The sequence below is a fragment of the Aromatoleum diolicum genome, from assembly GCF_012910955.1.
Lineage (GTDB): Bacteria > Pseudomonadota > Gammaproteobacteria > Burkholderiales > Rhodocyclaceae > Aromatoleum > Aromatoleum diolicum.
In genome coordinates this window covers 36,168-50,514 of the sequence record NZ_WTVQ01000010.1, presented here as the reverse complement: position 1 = coordinate 50,514, position 14,347 = coordinate 36,168, and the positions used below count along the sequence as shown (strand labels likewise).

At 65.9% G+C, this 14,347-nt stretch carries 14 protein-coding genes; 10 read left to right on the top strand and 4 right to left on the bottom strand.

The window, feature by feature from the left end; translation table 11 throughout:
- The first annotated feature begins 60 nt into the window (after positions 1-60).
- From GPA25_RS08035 to GPA25_RS08000, 8 genes are all read left to right on the top strand, one after another.
- On the top strand, positions 61-951 hold the full coding sequence (locus tag GPA25_RS08035) for a 4-hydroxyphenylpyruvate dioxygenase family protein (protein ID WP_246265472.1): 891 nt from the start codon (positions 61-63) through the stop codon (positions 949-951).
- Positions 952-999: 48 nt separating this feature from the next.
- Positions 1,000-1,848 carry a sugar phosphate isomerase/epimerase family protein gene (locus GPA25_RS08030; RefSeq protein ID WP_169259855.1) on the top strand — a complete coding sequence of 283 codons (849 nt, stop codon included), beginning with the start codon at positions 1,000-1,002 and terminating at the stop codon, positions 1,846-1,848.
- 310 nt (positions 1,849-2,158) lie between these two features.
- Positions 2,159-3,361 (top strand): CaiB/BaiF CoA transferase family protein, encoded by a 1,203-nt coding sequence (locus tag GPA25_RS08025; protein WP_169259854.1) that lies wholly within the window; start codon positions 2,159-2,161, stop codon positions 3,359-3,361.
- Positions 3,362-3,363: 2 nt separating this feature from the next.
- Positions 3,364-4,212 (top strand): citryl-CoA lyase, encoded by an 849-nt coding sequence (locus GPA25_RS08020; protein WP_169259853.1) that lies wholly within the window; start codon positions 3,364-3,366, stop codon positions 4,210-4,212.
- A gap of 87 nt (positions 4,213-4,299) precedes the next feature.
- Positions 4,300-6,060 carry a thiamine pyrophosphate-binding protein gene (locus tag GPA25_RS08015; protein ID WP_169259852.1) on the top strand — a complete coding sequence of 587 codons (1,761 nt, stop codon included), beginning with the start codon at positions 4,300-4,302 and terminating at the stop codon, positions 6,058-6,060.
- An 85-nt stretch (positions 6,061-6,145) separates the two neighbouring features.
- Complete coding sequence (locus GPA25_RS08010; protein ID WP_211163011.1) at positions 6,146-7,006, top strand: shikimate dehydrogenase family protein; 861 nt, start codon at positions 6,146-6,148, stop codon at positions 7,004-7,006.
- A 94-nt stretch (positions 7,007-7,100) separates the two neighbouring features.
- The gene (gene aroD / locus GPA25_RS08005) at positions 7,101-7,883 is read left to right on the top strand and encodes a type I 3-dehydroquinate dehydratase (protein WP_169259851.1); all 783 of its coding nucleotides are present in this window, start codon (positions 7,101-7,103) and stop codon (positions 7,881-7,883) included.
- Between the two features lie 112 nt (positions 7,884-7,995).
- Positions 7,996-8,745, top strand: coding sequence for a sulfite exporter TauE/SafE family protein (locus tag GPA25_RS08000; RefSeq protein ID WP_169259850.1), 750 nt, complete (start codon positions 7,996-7,998; stop codon positions 8,743-8,745).
- Positions 8,746-8,787: 42 nt separating this feature from the next.
- Here the strand turns inward: GPA25_RS08000 and GPA25_RS07995 are convergent, their stop codons facing one another.
- The 4 genes from GPA25_RS07995 to GPA25_RS07980 all read right to left on the bottom strand — a co-directional run bounded on the left by GPA25_RS07995 (position 8,788) and on the right by GPA25_RS07980 (position 11,976).
- Complete coding sequence (locus GPA25_RS07995) at positions 8,788-9,729, bottom strand: AEC family transporter (protein ID WP_169259849.1); 942 nt, start codon at positions 9,727-9,729, stop codon at positions 8,788-8,790.
- Positions 9,730-9,836: 107 nt separating this feature from the next.
- Positions 9,837-10,361, bottom strand: coding sequence for a chromate transporter (locus GPA25_RS07990; protein WP_211163010.1), 525 nt, complete (start codon positions 10,359-10,361; stop codon positions 9,837-9,839).
- A complete protein-coding gene (locus tag GPA25_RS07985; RefSeq protein WP_169259848.1) occupies positions 10,358-10,978 on the bottom strand; it encodes a chromate transporter in 621 nt (206 codons plus the stop codon). The genes GPA25_RS07990 and GPA25_RS07985 overlap by 4 nt, the downstream gene beginning before the upstream one ends.
- Before the next feature lie 161 nt (positions 10,979-11,139).
- Positions 11,140-11,976 (bottom strand): sugar phosphate isomerase/epimerase family protein, encoded by an 837-nt coding sequence (locus tag GPA25_RS07980; RefSeq protein WP_169259847.1) that lies wholly within the window; start codon positions 11,974-11,976, stop codon positions 11,140-11,142.
- A 309-nt stretch (positions 11,977-12,285) separates the two neighbouring features.
- On the opposite strand from GPA25_RS07980, the gene GPA25_RS07975 reads away from it, so the two are divergent.
- Positions 12,286-13,116: an IclR family transcriptional regulator gene (locus GPA25_RS07975; RefSeq protein ID WP_169259846.1), complete on the top strand. Its 831-nt coding sequence runs from the start codon at positions 12,286-12,288 to the stop codon at positions 13,114-13,116.
- A 50-nt stretch (positions 13,117-13,166) separates the two neighbouring features.
- The gene (locus GPA25_RS07970) at positions 13,167-14,333 is read left to right on the top strand and encodes an acyl-CoA dehydrogenase family protein (RefSeq protein ID WP_169259845.1); all 1,167 of its coding nucleotides are present in this window, start codon (positions 13,167-13,169) and stop codon (positions 14,331-14,333) included.
- Positions 14,334-14,347: the final 14 nt, after the last annotated feature.

Here is a 14,347-nt window from a genome sequence, read left to right as displayed (position 1 = left end):
GCATCGCCGCGTTGTGAAACCTCATATGTCTGATGCCTTGCGGCAGTTAGGAGCCAAAGGATGCAAGACCCGTTTTTTTCGACCTCTGAAGCACCAGAAAATGTTCTGGGGCTGGATGGCCTGGAGTTCGTCGAATTTGCCGCCCCCGATGCCGTTGCGCTGGGAGCACATTTCGAGCAGATGGGATTCTCGGCCGTTGCGAAACACAGATCGAAAAACGTGGTGCTGTTCCGGCAGGGCGACATCAATTTCCTGATCAATGCGGACGAAGAGAGCTTCGCGCAGACGTTCAACCGCAGCTACGGGCCGGGCATCTGCGCGATCGCGGTGCGCGTGAAGAACGTCGCGTCGGCGTACAAGCGGGCGTTGGCGAGCGGCGCCTGGGACGTTCCACCGCACGCGGGCGCGATGGAGCTGAACATTCCGGCCATCATCAGCGTCGGCGGGACGCACATCTACTTTGTCGATCGCTATGGCGACCACACGATCTACGACGTCGATTTCCTGCCCTTGCCGCAGATGTCGCCGCCGGTGAAGCCGCTCGGGCTCACGCGTGTCGAACACATCACGCTGACCGTCTGCGCCGGCCGCGAGCAGGAGTGGATCGAGTTCCACCAGCAGGTTTTCGGTTTCCGCACGACACAGACCACGGCGGGCGGCTGCATCTGGATGGAGAGCCCCTGCGGCAAGATCCGCATCGTCATCCGGCCCGAGGCCGATGCGACGCCGGGTGCCGCGGCAAGCGAGCCCGTGAATGCCGAGGGGATTGCCGACATCGGCATCGAGACTGACGCGCTGGCGGACGTCGCCGCGGCCTTCCGCGCGAACGGGATCCCGCTGGCTCGCGACCCCGAGGCCGATGCGGACCGGCCGGGCGTCACGCGCCTGGTTACCGCGCCGGTCGTCGAGCCGTTCTATTTCGAGGTCGTGCAGCGTCCGGCCGCAGCCTGAAGCGCGAGACCCTCCTCTCCACTCCCCAGCGGTAGCGCAGACAGCGATATGGATATTCGTAGAATCGGGATCAATAGCGCGACCCTGCCGGGAACGCTGCAGGAGAAGATCGACGCCGCGCTGGCCGCGGGGTTCGGGGCGGTCGAGCTGAGCGCGAAGGATCTGCTGGCGCATCCCGAAGGGGCGACGGTGGCGGCGCGGCGGGTGCGCGAGAGCAGCCTGAAGGTCAGCGCCTTCCAGGTGTTGCGCGAGATGGGCAGCAATACGGAGCGGGAGTTCGAATACCGCCTCGACGCCGCGAAGTCGATTCTCGAACTGGCGGCCTCGGTCGGCTGCCGGCTGCTGATCGTGTCGTCCTCGACTTCGCCGACGGCGGTTGCCGATCCGGTGCTGCTGGCACGCAATCTTTCGGTGCTCGGCACGCTGGCGACTCCCTTCGGCATCCGCATCGGCTACGAGGCGCTGGCGTGGGGACGCTGGGTCAGCGAGTACACCGACGCGTGGCGCGTCGTCGAGCTGGCGAACCGTCGCAACGTCGGGCTGGTGATCGATTCCTTCCAGATCCTGATGCGCCAGACCGCAGCGGATACCTTGAAGGACATTCCGGCGGACCGGATCTTCCTCGTGCAGTTTTCCGACTACAAGTTCGATTTCATTTCCGAGATCGAGGAGTTCGTCGAAGTCTCGCGCCACGAACGGGTATTTCCCGGCGAGGGCGCGCACGGCCAGCTGATCACCGAGTTGCTGACGCAGCTCGAAAGCAATGGTTACCGCGGCGACTACACGCTCGATGTGTTCAGCGACGACAACCAGCACAGCCAGTTGCCGCTCGTGATGGCCCGCGCGCAGGCGTCGGTGCAGTGGCTCGCCGCCAGGGTGGCCGCCGGCAACACCTGAGCACCGGGGCGCAGGTGCCCCGCTCCCCGTCTTTCCCCTTTTTTCCGAGAGCCTGACGCGATACCTCGCCGATGGGCGAATCGCCCGTGGGCGCGGCTTTCGCTGGGAAGCTCTCGTGCCGGGCGTGTTCGCGGCTGAAGCCGCTCCTACGGCGCCGATGGTCAACATTCCTTGGTGAGCTTCGGATCCACCGCGTCGTCTAAAAATAAAACGCAGTTTTAAAAACAGTTGCGCTAGAAAGAATTGCGTTCTATTATTTACCCAACTAGACGAGATCGATGTCGATCCACTGTCACGTAAGGGGTAGCACATGACCGCAGCGCTTTCCGGAATCCGCGTCCTGGACCTGACCAACGTGCTCGCCGGCCCATTTTGCGCTTATCAGCTGGCGCTGCTGGGGGCTGAGGTGATCAAGGTCGAAGTCCCGGAATCGGGCGATCTGGCGCGCCAGCTTGGCGCGGATCCCGAGCTGAACAAGAGGAAGATGGGGGCGTCCTTCCTCGCGCAGAACGGCGGCAAGAAGTCGCTGACGCTCAACCTCAAGTCCGCTGCCGGCAAGGAAGTGCTGTTCCGCCTCGTGAAGAGCGCCGACGTGCTGGTGGAGAACTTCCGCCCGGGCGTGATGGACCGGCTCGGCCTGGGTTACGAGGTGTTGAAGGAGATCAATCCGCAGCTGGTGTATTGCGCGATCTCGGGTTTCGGTCAGCAGGGCCCGATGCGCCACGCACCGGCCTATGACCAGATCGTGCAGGGCATGTCCGGCGTGATGAGCATCACCGGTGACAACGAGTCGGCGCCGCTGCGCGTGGGCTACCCGGTCGCTGACACGATCGGCGGCATCACCGCGGCGTTCGCGGTGGCGAGCGCGCTGGTGCGTCAGGCGAAGACCGGCGAAGGCGAGTTCATCGACGTGTCGATGCTCGATTCGACGATCGTGACGATGGGCTGGGTGGTGTCGAACTACCTGATCGCCGGCAAGGAACCGGTGCCGATGGGTAACGAGAACTTCACCGCGGCGCCGTCCGGCACTTTCCGCACCGGCAACGGGCTGCTGAACATCGCCGCGAACAAGCAGGAGCAGTTCGAGGCACTGGTGGCCGCGATCGGCCGGCCGGAGCTGGCGACCGATGAGCGTTTCGCCGAGCGCGAAGCGCGCAAGCGCAACCGCAAGGCGCTGAAGGTCGAAGTCGACGCGGGGCTGGCGACGAAGTCGGCGGAGGAATGGGAAACGATCCTCGCGAAGCTCGGCGTGCCGGCCGGCCGCGTGCTGACCGTGCCGCAGGTGCTGCAGCATCCGCAGATCCTCGAACGCGACCTGCTGGCGAAGTTCGAGGATGTGCCGGGCGTGGGGCGTGACCTCAGTCTGGTGCGCGCCGGCTTCAAGATGGCAGGTGGCAATCCCGACATCGCGACGCCGCCGCCGGTACTCGGCGAACATACCGACGCGCTGCTCGCCGAACTCGGCTACGACGCGGCGCAAGTGGCCGAACTTCACGAACAGAAGGTGGTGTGAGCATGAAGAATTCAGACGCAAAGACGTCAGACGAAATCGTCCGCGAAGCCGAAGCGTGGTGGAAGACCGAGATCATCGACATCCACCCGGGCAAGATCGCGATGCGCGGTTACCCGATCGAGGAGCTGATCGGCGCGATCAGCTTTCCGCAGATGATCTGGCTGATGGTGCGCGGCGACCTGCCGACGGCCGAACAGTCGAGCCTGCTGGAAGCGGCGCTGGTCGCGGCGGTGGACCACGGTCCGCAGGCGCCGTCAATCGCGATCTCGCGCATGGCGGTGACCTGCGGCGTCGAACTGAACAACGCGATGGCCTCGGCGATCAACGTGCTGGCCGGCATCCACGGCGGCGCGGGCCAGCAGTGCATGGAACTGTATGCGGATGCGGCGCGCCGCATGGAGCAGGGCGCCACGCTCGAAGACGCGGTGGAAGCTGCCCTCGACGCCTATATTGCTGAGAACGGCAAGGTGATTCCGGGTTTCGGCCACCGCTTCCATCCGATCGATCCGCGTTCGGGCAAGCTGCTCGAACTGGTCGAGGCGGCGCGTGCCAAGGGTGTCGTCGGCGGGCTGTATTCGCGCATCGGCCAGCAGGTCGAGGCGATCCTCGAGCGGCGCAAGGGCAAGCGCATCCCGATGAACATCGACGGTGCGACCGCGGTGATCTACGCCGAACTGGGCTTCGCGCCCGAACTCGGGCGCGGCCTGTTCATCCTGTCGCGCTCGGTCGGCATCCTCGCGCATGCGTGGGAGCAATCGCAGCAGGGCGGGCGCATCAAGGGACCGATGCCCAAGAGCATTCCTTACACCTATGCGGGACCGGCACGCCGGGCTGTTCCCGAAGTGAAATAGGCGCACGACTCACGGCATCCGGCAGGACAGGCTTTTTCATGCTGACCGCGACACGGCAGCGATAGTCAAATTTGGAGGCGACAACAAATGAAGCAACTGATTTCCCACCAGCTCGTGCGCTACCTCGAAGATCGCGGTGTCGAGCACATTTTCGGCCTGTGCGGCCACACCAACATCGCGGTGCTGACGGCGCTGGAAAACAGCAAGATCCGCTTCGTGAATACCCGTCACGAGCAGATCGCCGCCCACGCCGCCGACGGCTATGCGCGCGCGACGAAGAAGACCGCAGTGGTGCTCTCCCACCTCGGACCGGGCCTGACCAATGCGTCGACCGGCGTCGCCAATGCCGCCCTGGATTCGATCCCGATGGTCGTCATCGCCGGCGACATCCCGAGCTACTACTACGGCAAGCACCCGCACCAGGAAATCAACCTGCATGCGGACGCGTCGCAGTGGGAAATCTACCGTCCCTTTGTCAAGCGCGCGTGGCGCGTGGATACGCCGGAACTGTTCCCGGAAATCATTGAGAAGGCTTTCCAGCTTGCCGAAAGCGGCCGTCCCGGGCCGGTGCTGGTGAACGTGCCGATGGACATGTTCTCGAAAGAGATCGATGTCTCGCTGTTCACCCGCCTGCGCCATCACACCAAGGCGCTGCAGAAGCCCTCGATCGACGACGTGACCGCGAAGAAGATCGTGCAGGCCCTGGTCGACGCCAAGAATCCGGTGATCTATGCCGGCGGCGGCGTGATCCTCGCCGACGCGGCCGAAGAACTGAAGGCCTTCGCCGATCATCTGTCCCTGCCGGTCGCGCATTCGCTGATGGGCAAGGGCGTGCTGCCGGACGACCATGAGCTGGTACTCGGCATGACCGGCTTCTGGGGCACCCAGCTGGTCAATGACAAGTGCCGCAACGCGGACTGGATCATCGGCCTCGGTACGCGCTTCGCCGAAGCCGACTGCAGTTCGTGGGAAAACGAATTCACGTTCAGCTTCCCGCCGACCAAGCTGATCCACATCGATATCGATCCGGCGGAAATCGGCCGCAACTACCCGGCGGAAATCGGCGTCGTCACCGACCTCAAGCAGGCGCTCGTGGTGCTGAACCGCGTCGCCCGCGAGATGCTGCCGAAAGGCCGCAAGAACGACGCGCTGCGCGCCGAGATCGCCGCGTTCCGTGAGCAGTTCGTCGCCGGCAACCAGAAGTTCGTCCAGGACGACTGCTTCCCGATGATGCCCGAGCGCATCCTGTCGGTGGTCCGCGAGGTGCTGCCGCGCGACGCGTTCATCACCACCGACGTGGGCTGGAACAAGAACGGCGTCGGCCAGCAGTTCCCGATCTACACCCCGGGCAGCATCCTGACCCCGGGCGGCTACTGCACGATGGGCTTCGGCGCGCCGGCTGCGCTCGGCGCCAAGCTGGCCTTCCCCGAGCGCGTGGTGGTGTCGCTGGTCGGTGACGGCGGCTTCGGCCAGAACCCGGCGGTGCTGGCGACGGCGGTGGAAGAGAACATCCCGGTGGTATGGGTGATCATGAACAACTTCGCGTTCGGCACCATCGCCGGCCTGCAGAAGGCGCACTACGGCACCACCACCGGCACGCTGTTCCGCAAGGACGGCGAGCCGTACCAGGCGGACTTCGCCGCGGTGGCGCGCGCCTACGGGGCGGAAGGCGTGAAGATCGAGTCGGCCGAGGAGTTCAAGGAGGTGCTGGAACGCGCGGTGGCCTCGAAGAAGCCCTTCGTGATCGACGTGGCGATGAAGAACAACCCGGTGCCGACGACCGGCCACTGGAACATCCTCGACATCTACTCGCCGAACGCGAGCGTGTCGCACGTCAGCACCGACTGACGCGAAGCAGTCGCGGACGAACCGGCCCCCAACCCCAACAGACAGCGTTTTCAGACATCAAGGCGTCGCGAGAAGGAACGTTCGGATGACTATTACAGAAATGGACCCGCTGTCGATCACCGGTTCGACGCTCCTTTACCCGGTCATCGGTTATCCGGTCGGCCAGGTGAAGGCGCCGATGCTGTTCAACAAGGTGTTCGCGGCAAGCGGCATCGACGCGGCCTGCGTGCCGATGGAAATTGCCCCGGTCGACCTCACGAGGGTCGGCCCGGCGCTGTTCGCGGTGCGCAATGTGCGCGGCGCGATGGTGACGATTCCGCACAAGCCGACCTGCGTCGACTTCCTCGACGAGGCGAGTCCGGCGGTGCGCGCGGCCGGCGCCTGCAATGCGATCGTCAAGCGCGCCGACGGCAGCTTGTTCGGCGAGTTGTTCGACGGCGTCGGCTTCGTGCGCGGCCTCAAGCGCGCCGGCATCGATCCGGCGGGTATGCGCTGTCTGGTTGTCGGCTCCGGTGGCGTCGGCGCGGCGATTGCGGTGGCGCTGGCCGACGCATCGGCAGCGGCGCTCGGTATCAATGATGTGAATTCGGTGAGCGCGGCACGCCTCGCCGAACGTTTGCCCGCGTATACCGCATGCCGCGAGGCTTTCGTGGCGACCAACGACCCGCAGGGCTTCGATCTCGTCGTCAACGCGACGCCACTCGGGCTGAATGAAACCGACCCGCTGCCGGTGCCGGTGGAACGTCTGGCGTCGGCGACGGTGGTCGCGGATGTCGTGATGAAGACCGACTTCACCCCGCTGCTGCGCGCTGCACAGGCGCGCGGCTGCACGATCCACATGGGCCGCGAGATGTTCATCGAGATGGCGCCCTTGTATCTGAGCCTGTTCGGCTACGACGGTTATACGTCCGAAGGCATCCGCAAGCTGATCGGCTACAAGGATTAGGCCGGCGACGTTATGCTGTCGGCCGAGCGGAGCCTGCGGGCTCCCCGCCGCACGGCGGTATCTGAATCAGTTTGAGAATTCGAGGAGTCAACTCATGGCAATGACCCGTTCCCTGGAAGTGAAAGGCAAGCCGGTAGGTGGCGGCAAGGAGCCGCTGATCTGCGCACCGCTCGTCGGCCGTGACGAAGCGGCAGTCGTGGGCGAACTGGACGCGATCGTCGCCAAGCAGCCGGATCTGCTCGAATGGCGCGTCGACTTCTTCGCCGGCATCCCGGAGACCGGCCGCGTGGTCGACATGGCGCAGGAGATCCGCAAGAGCGCGGCCGGCATCCCGATCATCTTCACGCGTCGTTCGATCCGTGAAGGCGGCGAGACCATCGGCATCTCCGAAGAGCAGGTGCTGGCGCTGTACCTGGCGGTCGCGCGATCCGGTGCGGTCGACTTCATCGACTACGAGCTGAGCAGCGAGCCGAAGCATTTCCAGCAGGCCGTGGAACTGGCGCGCGAGACCGGCACCAAGCTGATCGCGTCCTTCCACAACTTCCAGAAGACGCCGCCGGCCGACGAGATCGTCGCGAAGTTCGTCGCGATGGAAAAGGCCGGCGCCGACATCGCCAAGGTCGCGGTGATGCCGCAGGGCCTCGAGGATGTGCTGACGGTGCTGCAGGCGACGCTCGAAGGGCAGAAGAAGATTTCGCTGCCGATCATCAGCATGTCGATGGGCGCCTACGGCTCGCTCTCCCGCCTGTTCGGCTGGGTGTTCGGCTCGTCGGTGAGCTTCGCGGTCGGCCAGAAGGCCTCCGCGCCGGGCCAGGTGCCGATCGAGGACATGAAGAAGGTGCTCGAGGTGCTGCAGCGTTCGTTGAAGGGCGGGTAAGCCCCGCGAGGCGGCACGTCCGCTCTGGAATCCCGCCCCTGCTTACGACTCCGCCGCATCGGGCCTGCATGCTTGCCGGCCCGATGCGGCGTTTTGATTTCCGGAATTCCCCATGACATTCGACACCGCCGGCTGGATCGTCGCCGGCATTGCCGTGCTGCTGACCGGCATCTCCAAATCCGGCCTCGGCGGCGCCTTCGGCGGGCTCGCCGTGCCCTTCATGGCGATGTGGATCACGCCGGGCCAGGCGGCGGCGGTGATGCTGCCGCTGCTGGTGTTCATCGACTGGATCGGCATCCGCGCATACTGGCGCAAGTGGTCGGTCGCGGAGATCCGCATTCTGCTGCCGGCGGCGGGCCTGGGCATGCTGGTCGGGGCGGTGGTCTTCGGGTGGATGCCGGAAAGGGCCGTCAAGGGCTGCGTCGGCGCGATCGCGGTACTGTTCTCGCTCGACCGGATCTTCGGCCTGCGTGCCCGTCTGAAACTGTCGGGACCGCCGGGCAAGCTGGCGGGCCTGTTCTGGGGGGCGGTGTCCGGTTTCACCAGCACCATCGCGCATGCCGGTTCGCCGCCGCTGCTGGTGTATCTGCTGAACCGTGGCCTGGCGAAGGAGACCTTCGTCGCGACGACGGTGATCTTCTTCACCGTGGTGAACGCGGTGAAGATCGTGCCCTATGTCGCGCTCGGCCTGTTCTCGTGGGAGAGCTTCAAGGTGTCGCTGATGCTCGCGCCGATCGCACCGGTCGGGGTGTGGATCGGTCTGAAGGCGCTGAAACGGATTCCCGAGCGGGTGTTTTACGTGTTCGCCACCGCGATGCTGGGGCTGTCGGGCGTGAAGCTGCTGTGGGATGCGTTCGCGTGACGCGGGCTGGCGCCCTGCGCGCGCCGCGAGCGGACATCCTCGTCAGGCCAGCGTCGGCCGCAGCAGCCAGATCACCGCGCTGATCGAGAAGAATCCGGTCACGGTCGCGGCCATCAGCGCTGCCGCGGCGAGCTGTTCGTGGCCGAATTTCTGCGCGATGATCGGATAGATGCTCGCCATTGGCATGCATGCGAAGGTGATCGCTGCGATCCGCAGCGCCGGGTCGAGCGGCGGCAGCAGCCACAGCGCCACGAATACCGCGAGCGGATGCAGCAACAGCTTGCCGGCGACGATCTGCGCCATGTCGCGGCGCATGCCCGCCACCTTCAGACCGACCAGCGTGCCGCCGATCACGAACAGCGCGATGCCCGCCGCGGCGAGCGACAGCATTTCGATCGCGCGTGCGGCCGGCGTCGGCAGGCGGATGCCCAGCAGCGCGCACGTGAAGCCCGCGACGATCGCGATGATCAGCGGGTTCTTGCCGAGCCGGGCGAAGGTGGCGAGCACGACCTTGTGCACCTTGTCGCCGTTGCCGTTGCTGCCCTCGGCGAGCGACAGCGCGAGCGGCACGATCAGCAGGTTCTCGACGAGAAAGCACAGCGCCAGCGCGATCGCGGCGGGTGGGCCGAGCAGTTGCAGCACGATCGGGTAACCGATGAAGCCGCTGTTCGACAGCGACATGCCCATTCCCTGGATGGCGCTCAGCTGCAGGCTCTTGTGCTGGGCGTAGCGCGCGACGGCGATGCCGATCGCGAATGCGGCGAGCGAGCCCAGTGCGTACGCGGCGAGGTAGCCGGTGTTCATGATCTCGGCGAACGGGCGTTCGGTCAGCGCCTTCAGCAGCATCGCCGGCAAGGCGACGTTGATCGCGAACTTGCCGAGGATGCGGGTCTCGGCCTTGTCGAAGAGGCCACTGCGGACCGCGGCGAAGCCGATCGCGATGACGATGAAGACCGGACCGGTGATCGTGAAAATTTCCAGCATGCGTCGAATCCAGTGGCGGGCCGCCGAGCATAACATCGGGCCACGGACGGCAAGCCGACGTGGCGGAAGCGGGTGTCGCGTCGGCGCGGCACCCGGGGACTGCGAATCTAGACCAGGCCGAAGGCGCCCGCCGCGGCGCCGGCGCCGATGTACCACAGCGGGTGCCAGGAACGGACCAGCATCAGCGCGGTGCAGATCAGCGTCAGCAGCACGCCGCGCACGCCAAGGCCCGCGGACGCGCCGATCAGCCAGCCGCTGGCGCACACCAGGCCCACCGCGAGCGGGGCGACGCCGGTCTGGATCGCCGCACGCCAAGGGGCATCGCGGAAGCGTTCCCAGTGGCGGTAGAGGAAGAAGATCACGAGGCTCATCGGCAGGCTGATCGCGAGTGTCGCGACGATCGCGCCGGGGATGCCGGCGACTTTCCAGCCGATCAGCGAGACGACCAGCAGGTTCGGCCCCGGCGCCGCCTGCGCGATCGCGAAAAGGTGCGCGAAGGTCGTGGCGTCCATCCACTGCCGCTGTTCGACGACGAGGCGGTGCAGTTCGGGCAGCATCGCGGTGATGCCGCCGAAGGCGACAACGGTCAGCACGCTGAACTGCAGGAAGAGGTCGGCCAGCAGCGCGATCATGCGCGCTCCTCGCCGGCGCTTGTCGCGATCGCCGCGGCGTTTCGGGCACGGCGGTATGCGATCAGGCCGGTGATGCCGAGCAGGGCGAGCATCAGCGGCGGCAGCGGCAGGCGCAGGACCACCAGCGCGACGAGGATCAGTGCGGAAAAGGGCAGGTAGATCCAGCGTTCCGGCACGTTGCGCGCCATCTTCAGGGCGGTCGCGAACAGCAGGCCGGCGCCGGCCGCGGCGATGCCGCGCAGCATGTCCTGCACGATCGCGAGCTGCCCCCACAGGCCGTAGGCGGTCGCGAGCGCCATCATCACCAGGAAGGGGCCGAGCAGCAGGCCCGCGGTCGCGACGATCGCGCCGCGCGCGCCGTGAAAGCGCGCACCGACGCACACCGCGAGATTCACGACGTTTGAACCGGGCAGAAACTGGCACAGACCCAGCAGCGCGTTGAAGTCGGCGCCGCTCATCAGGCGACGCTCGTCGACGAGCAGGTGCCGCAGCAGCGGCAGCACGCCGCCGAAACCCGACAGGCCGACGCGCGAGCAGGCGCGGAACAGCTCGCCGAGCGAGGGTGGGGCAATGTGTGGGGCGGTGCGCGAGTCTGCGACGACGGGGGGACGGCTCATGAAACCGGCACTCCTGGGCGAGAAAGGCGCTGCGGATGGGGCGTCGCTACCGGGATCACAGGCCGCAGGCTGGAGCGGCGACGCCGCGATCACCGGAGAAGAAAAAGCGCGGACGAAGGCGGGGAGGGAGAGGAGTTGCCGACGTCCGCGCGAGGAGAGCTTCAGGCCGATTTTTTCAGACGCTGGCCGTGCAGACCGTCGAGGTAGGCCTCGGCGGCGCGGATCGAGCGACGTGCGCGCTCTTCCGCACTGACGGTCAGCGCCAGCGTGTCGGTGGGGATTTCGAGCGAGTAGGGGATGCCGGCCGGCATCGCGTCGAGGATGCTGCGCACGTCGATACCGCCTTCGCCGAGGAAGTTGCGCTCGCTGCGGGCAGTGTGGATCAGGCCCTCGACGGTGCTCGGGATCTCCGCCGGGGCGTCGCACACCTGGGCGAAATGGAACCACTCGGCGGGCAGCTTGCGCAGTTCTTCGAGGCTGTCGCGGGCGCGGTCGAAATGCAGGGTGTCGACCAGGATGCCGGCGTTCGGGCGATTGACCGCGCGCACGACGGCGGCGGCGGCGGCGAGGTTCGGTGTCTCGGTCCAGCTCGGGTATTCGAGGTCGACGGTCAGCTTGTAGGGCAGGGCGAGGTCGCACAGGCGGGCGAAGCGCTCGGTGGCGCGTTCGCGGTTGGCGTCGGGCAGCTGCGCGAGGATGTGGCGGGCGCCCAGTTCGGCGGCGGCTTCGAGCACCGGGACGTAGGTTTCCGGCTCGATCTCCGCGGGCATGCGCGCCAGTTCGATATCCAGCACCTTCACGCCGGTGGCGGCGAGCAGGGCCTTGGTCTCGTTCATCAGCGCACGAGCATTCTGCAGCGCGAACACGTGTTCGGTCGTCGTGACGGCGGTGAGGCGGAAGCTGACGAAGTCGTAACCGGTTTTCGCGGCGATCTGCACCATCTCCGCGGGCGAAGTCGTCAGCACGGAGAGGTGAGCGAGGGAGAACTGGTGCGCCATGAGGGATTCCTCCAGATAGTCAAGACAAGAGAACGGCTGCACCGGTTCGCCGGAGGCCGGCTTATGGCGCCAGTTTCCGGCTTCAGTGGCACCCCGGCGGTGTTGCGGAAACCGGGGGCTCATGCTCAAGGTACGACCGATCGATTCATTAATGAGCGAAATATAGAACAGTGTTTCGACAAACGCAACTTAACAACGGCGTTTTCTTTCTAAAACGCAACTTAATTTTGTTGGACAGATTTTTGCCTTGACAGGACTTGAAGGCAGTTCTAAAGTTGAACCAAGTTCAAGTTTTCGTGAGGTGCAGAAATGGCTGGAAGTCTCCTTGCTCGTGCGATGGGTGCTCTCGAGCTGCTGGTTGAGCATCCGCGCGGCCTGAATCTGCAGGACGTTGCCGACCGCCTCGGCATGCCCAAGAGCGGCGCGCATCGCCTGCTGGCCGAACTGGCGCAACTGCACTACGTGGTGCAGGACAAGGATTCGGCGCGCTACCTGCTGACGACGCGACTGATGTCGCTGGGCTTCAAGCAGCTCGGCAGCAGCGGCATCGTCGAAGTGGTGCAGCCGGTGCTCAACCGCCTGGCTGCCGTCAGCGGCGAACTGGTGCGCCTGGCGGTCGTCGATAACGGTCGCCTGCCTTTCGTCGCGAAGGCGCAGGGCGCGCGCAGCGGGCTGCGTTTCGACCCCGACATGGGCGGCGAAGCGGCGCTGTTTTGCTCGTCGAGCGGCATGATCTGGCTTGCCAGCCTGCCGGAGAACGAGGCGGTCGAGCATGTCGCCCGCCAGGGCTTCACGCTGCTCGACCAGCGCGGCCCGAAGGTGCCGAAGACGATCGCCGAAGTGCTTGCCTGCGTCGCCGATGCGCGCGAGCGGGGCTACAGCCGCGCGATCGAAACCTGGGGGCCGGGCATGTCGTCGATGGCCGCCGCGGTGCGCGAACCCCATTCCGCGCGCGTCACCGGCGTGCTCAGCATCGCCGGCCCGACCGTGCGCCTGACCGAAGCGGCGATGGACGCGCTGGCCCCCGAACTTCTTGCGGCGGCCGACGAGTTGTCGGCGGTCAGCCCGCTTTCCGAATACCTCAGAAGCATCAATCCGACCGTGGCCGAGTCCGCGCCGGGCCGACAGCGCGCGGCCTGACGCGCTCCCCCGCCGTTCCGGCATTCAATGAAACCCCTGGAGACATCCACATGAACCTGACTTCCGAACAGAAAATGCTTGTCGAAACCGTGCGCCGCTTCGTCGAGAACGAGATGCTGCCGCTCGAAGACGAAATCGAGGAGACCGGCCGCCTCGCGCCGGAGAAGGCGCGCGCGCTGTTCGAGAAGGCGAGCGCGAACGGCATGTACGCGATGAACATCCCCGAGGAGTTCGGTGGCGGCGGGCTGTCGGCGGTCGACACGATGCTCGTCGAGGAACAGTTCGGCCACGCCAAGGACATCCTGATCCGCCGCGCCTTCGGCAACGTGTATGAAGTGCTGCTGAAGTGCAACGAAGCCCAGCGCGAGCGCTGGCTGCTGCCCACCGTGCGCGGCGAGCGCACCTGCTCGATCGCGATCACCGAACCGAATGCCGGCTCCGATGCCGCGGCCATCAAGACGCGCGCGGTCCCCGACGGCAAGGGCGGCTGGAAGATCACCGGCGGCAAGCACTTCATCAGCGACGGCGAGTTCTCGGACTTCTTCGTGGTGTCCGTGGTCACCGACGCGAGCGCCGGCGCGAAGGGCATCTCGCTGTTCCTGGTCGACAAGGGCACGCCGGGCTTCATCATCGGCCGCGACCAGAAAATGATGGGTCTCACCGGCACCAGTCACGTCGAACTGGCGTTTGACGAAGTCCCCGTCGGCCCGGAGAACCTGCTCGGCGGCGAAGGGCAGGGCTTCAAGCTGATCCTCGAAACGCTGGGTCGCGTGCGGCTGGCGCAGGTGTGTGCGCGCGCCGTCGGCAAGTCGGTGCGCCTGCTCAACCTGATGGTGTCGTATGCGCAGGAGCGCAAGCAGTTCGGCAAGCCGATCGGCGACTTCCAGATGATCCAGCAGATGATTGCGGACAGCGTCGTCGAGATCAACGCCTCGCGCCTGCTGGTGCTGGATGCCGCGAGCGACATCGACAACGGCATCGACGCGCGCGACAAGATCGCGATGGCCAAGTTCTACGTCTCGGAAGTGCTCGGCCGCGTCGCCGACCGCGCCGTGCAGGTGTATGGCGGCATGGGCTACTGCGCCGATCTGCCGATCGAGCGCATGTACCGCGATGCGCGCATCTACCGCATCTTCGACGGCACCTCCGAAATCCACCGCACCGTTGTTGCGCGCAGCGCGATGAAGCACGGCGAAGCGCTGTACGGCACGCTCTGATCGCGACGGTAGAA

Bases quoted from the DNA above. Each gene is read 5' to 3' on its own strand.
- GPA25_RS07985 (WP_169259848.1), bottom strand. From the start codon at position 10,978: ATGAGCCGTCCCCCCGTCGTCGCAGACTCGCGCACCGCCCCACACATT.
- GPA25_RS08035 (WP_246265472.1), top strand. From the start codon at position 61: ATGCAAGACCCGTTTTTTTCGACCTCTGAAGCACCAGAAAATGTTCTG.
- GPA25_RS08025 (WP_169259854.1), top strand. From the start codon at position 2,159: ATGACCGCAGCGCTTTCCGGAATCCGCGTCCTGGACCTGACCAACGTG.
- GPA25_RS07990 (WP_211163010.1), bottom strand. From the start codon at position 10,361: ATGATCGCGCTGCTGGCCGACCTCTTCCTGCAGTTCAGCGTGCTGACC.
- GPA25_RS08030 (WP_169259855.1), top strand. From the start codon at position 1,000: ATGGATATTCGTAGAATCGGGATCAATAGCGCGACCCTGCCGGGAACG.
- GPA25_RS07995 (WP_169259849.1), bottom strand. From the start codon at position 9,729: ATGCTGGAAATTTTCACGATCACCGGTCCGGTCTTCATCGTCATCGCG.
- GPA25_RS07980 (WP_169259847.1), bottom strand. From the start codon at position 11,976: ATGGCGCACCAGTTCTCCCTCGCTCACCTCTCCGTGCTGACGACTTCG.
- GPA25_RS08020 (WP_169259853.1), top strand. From the start codon at position 3,364: ATGAAGAATTCAGACGCAAAGACGTCAGACGAAATCGTCCGCGAAGCC.
- GPA25_RS08010 (WP_211163011.1), top strand. From the start codon at position 6,146: ATGACTATTACAGAAATGGACCCGCTGTCGATCACCGGTTCGACGCTC.
- aroD (WP_169259851.1), top strand. From the start codon at position 7,101: ATGGCAATGACCCGTTCCCTGGAAGTGAAAGGCAAGCCGGTAGGTGGC.
- GPA25_RS07970 (WP_169259845.1), top strand. From the start codon at position 13,167: ATGAACCTGACTTCCGAACAGAAAATGCTTGTCGAAACCGTGCGCCGC.
- GPA25_RS08015 (WP_169259852.1), top strand. From the start codon at position 4,300: ATGAAGCAACTGATTTCCCACCAGCTCGTGCGCTACCTCGAAGATCGC.
- GPA25_RS08000 (WP_169259850.1), top strand. From the start codon at position 7,996: ATGACATTCGACACCGCCGGCTGGATCGTCGCCGGCATTGCCGTGCTG.
- GPA25_RS07975 (WP_169259846.1), top strand. From the start codon at position 12,286: ATGGCTGGAAGTCTCCTTGCTCGTGCGATGGGTGCTCTCGAGCTGCTG.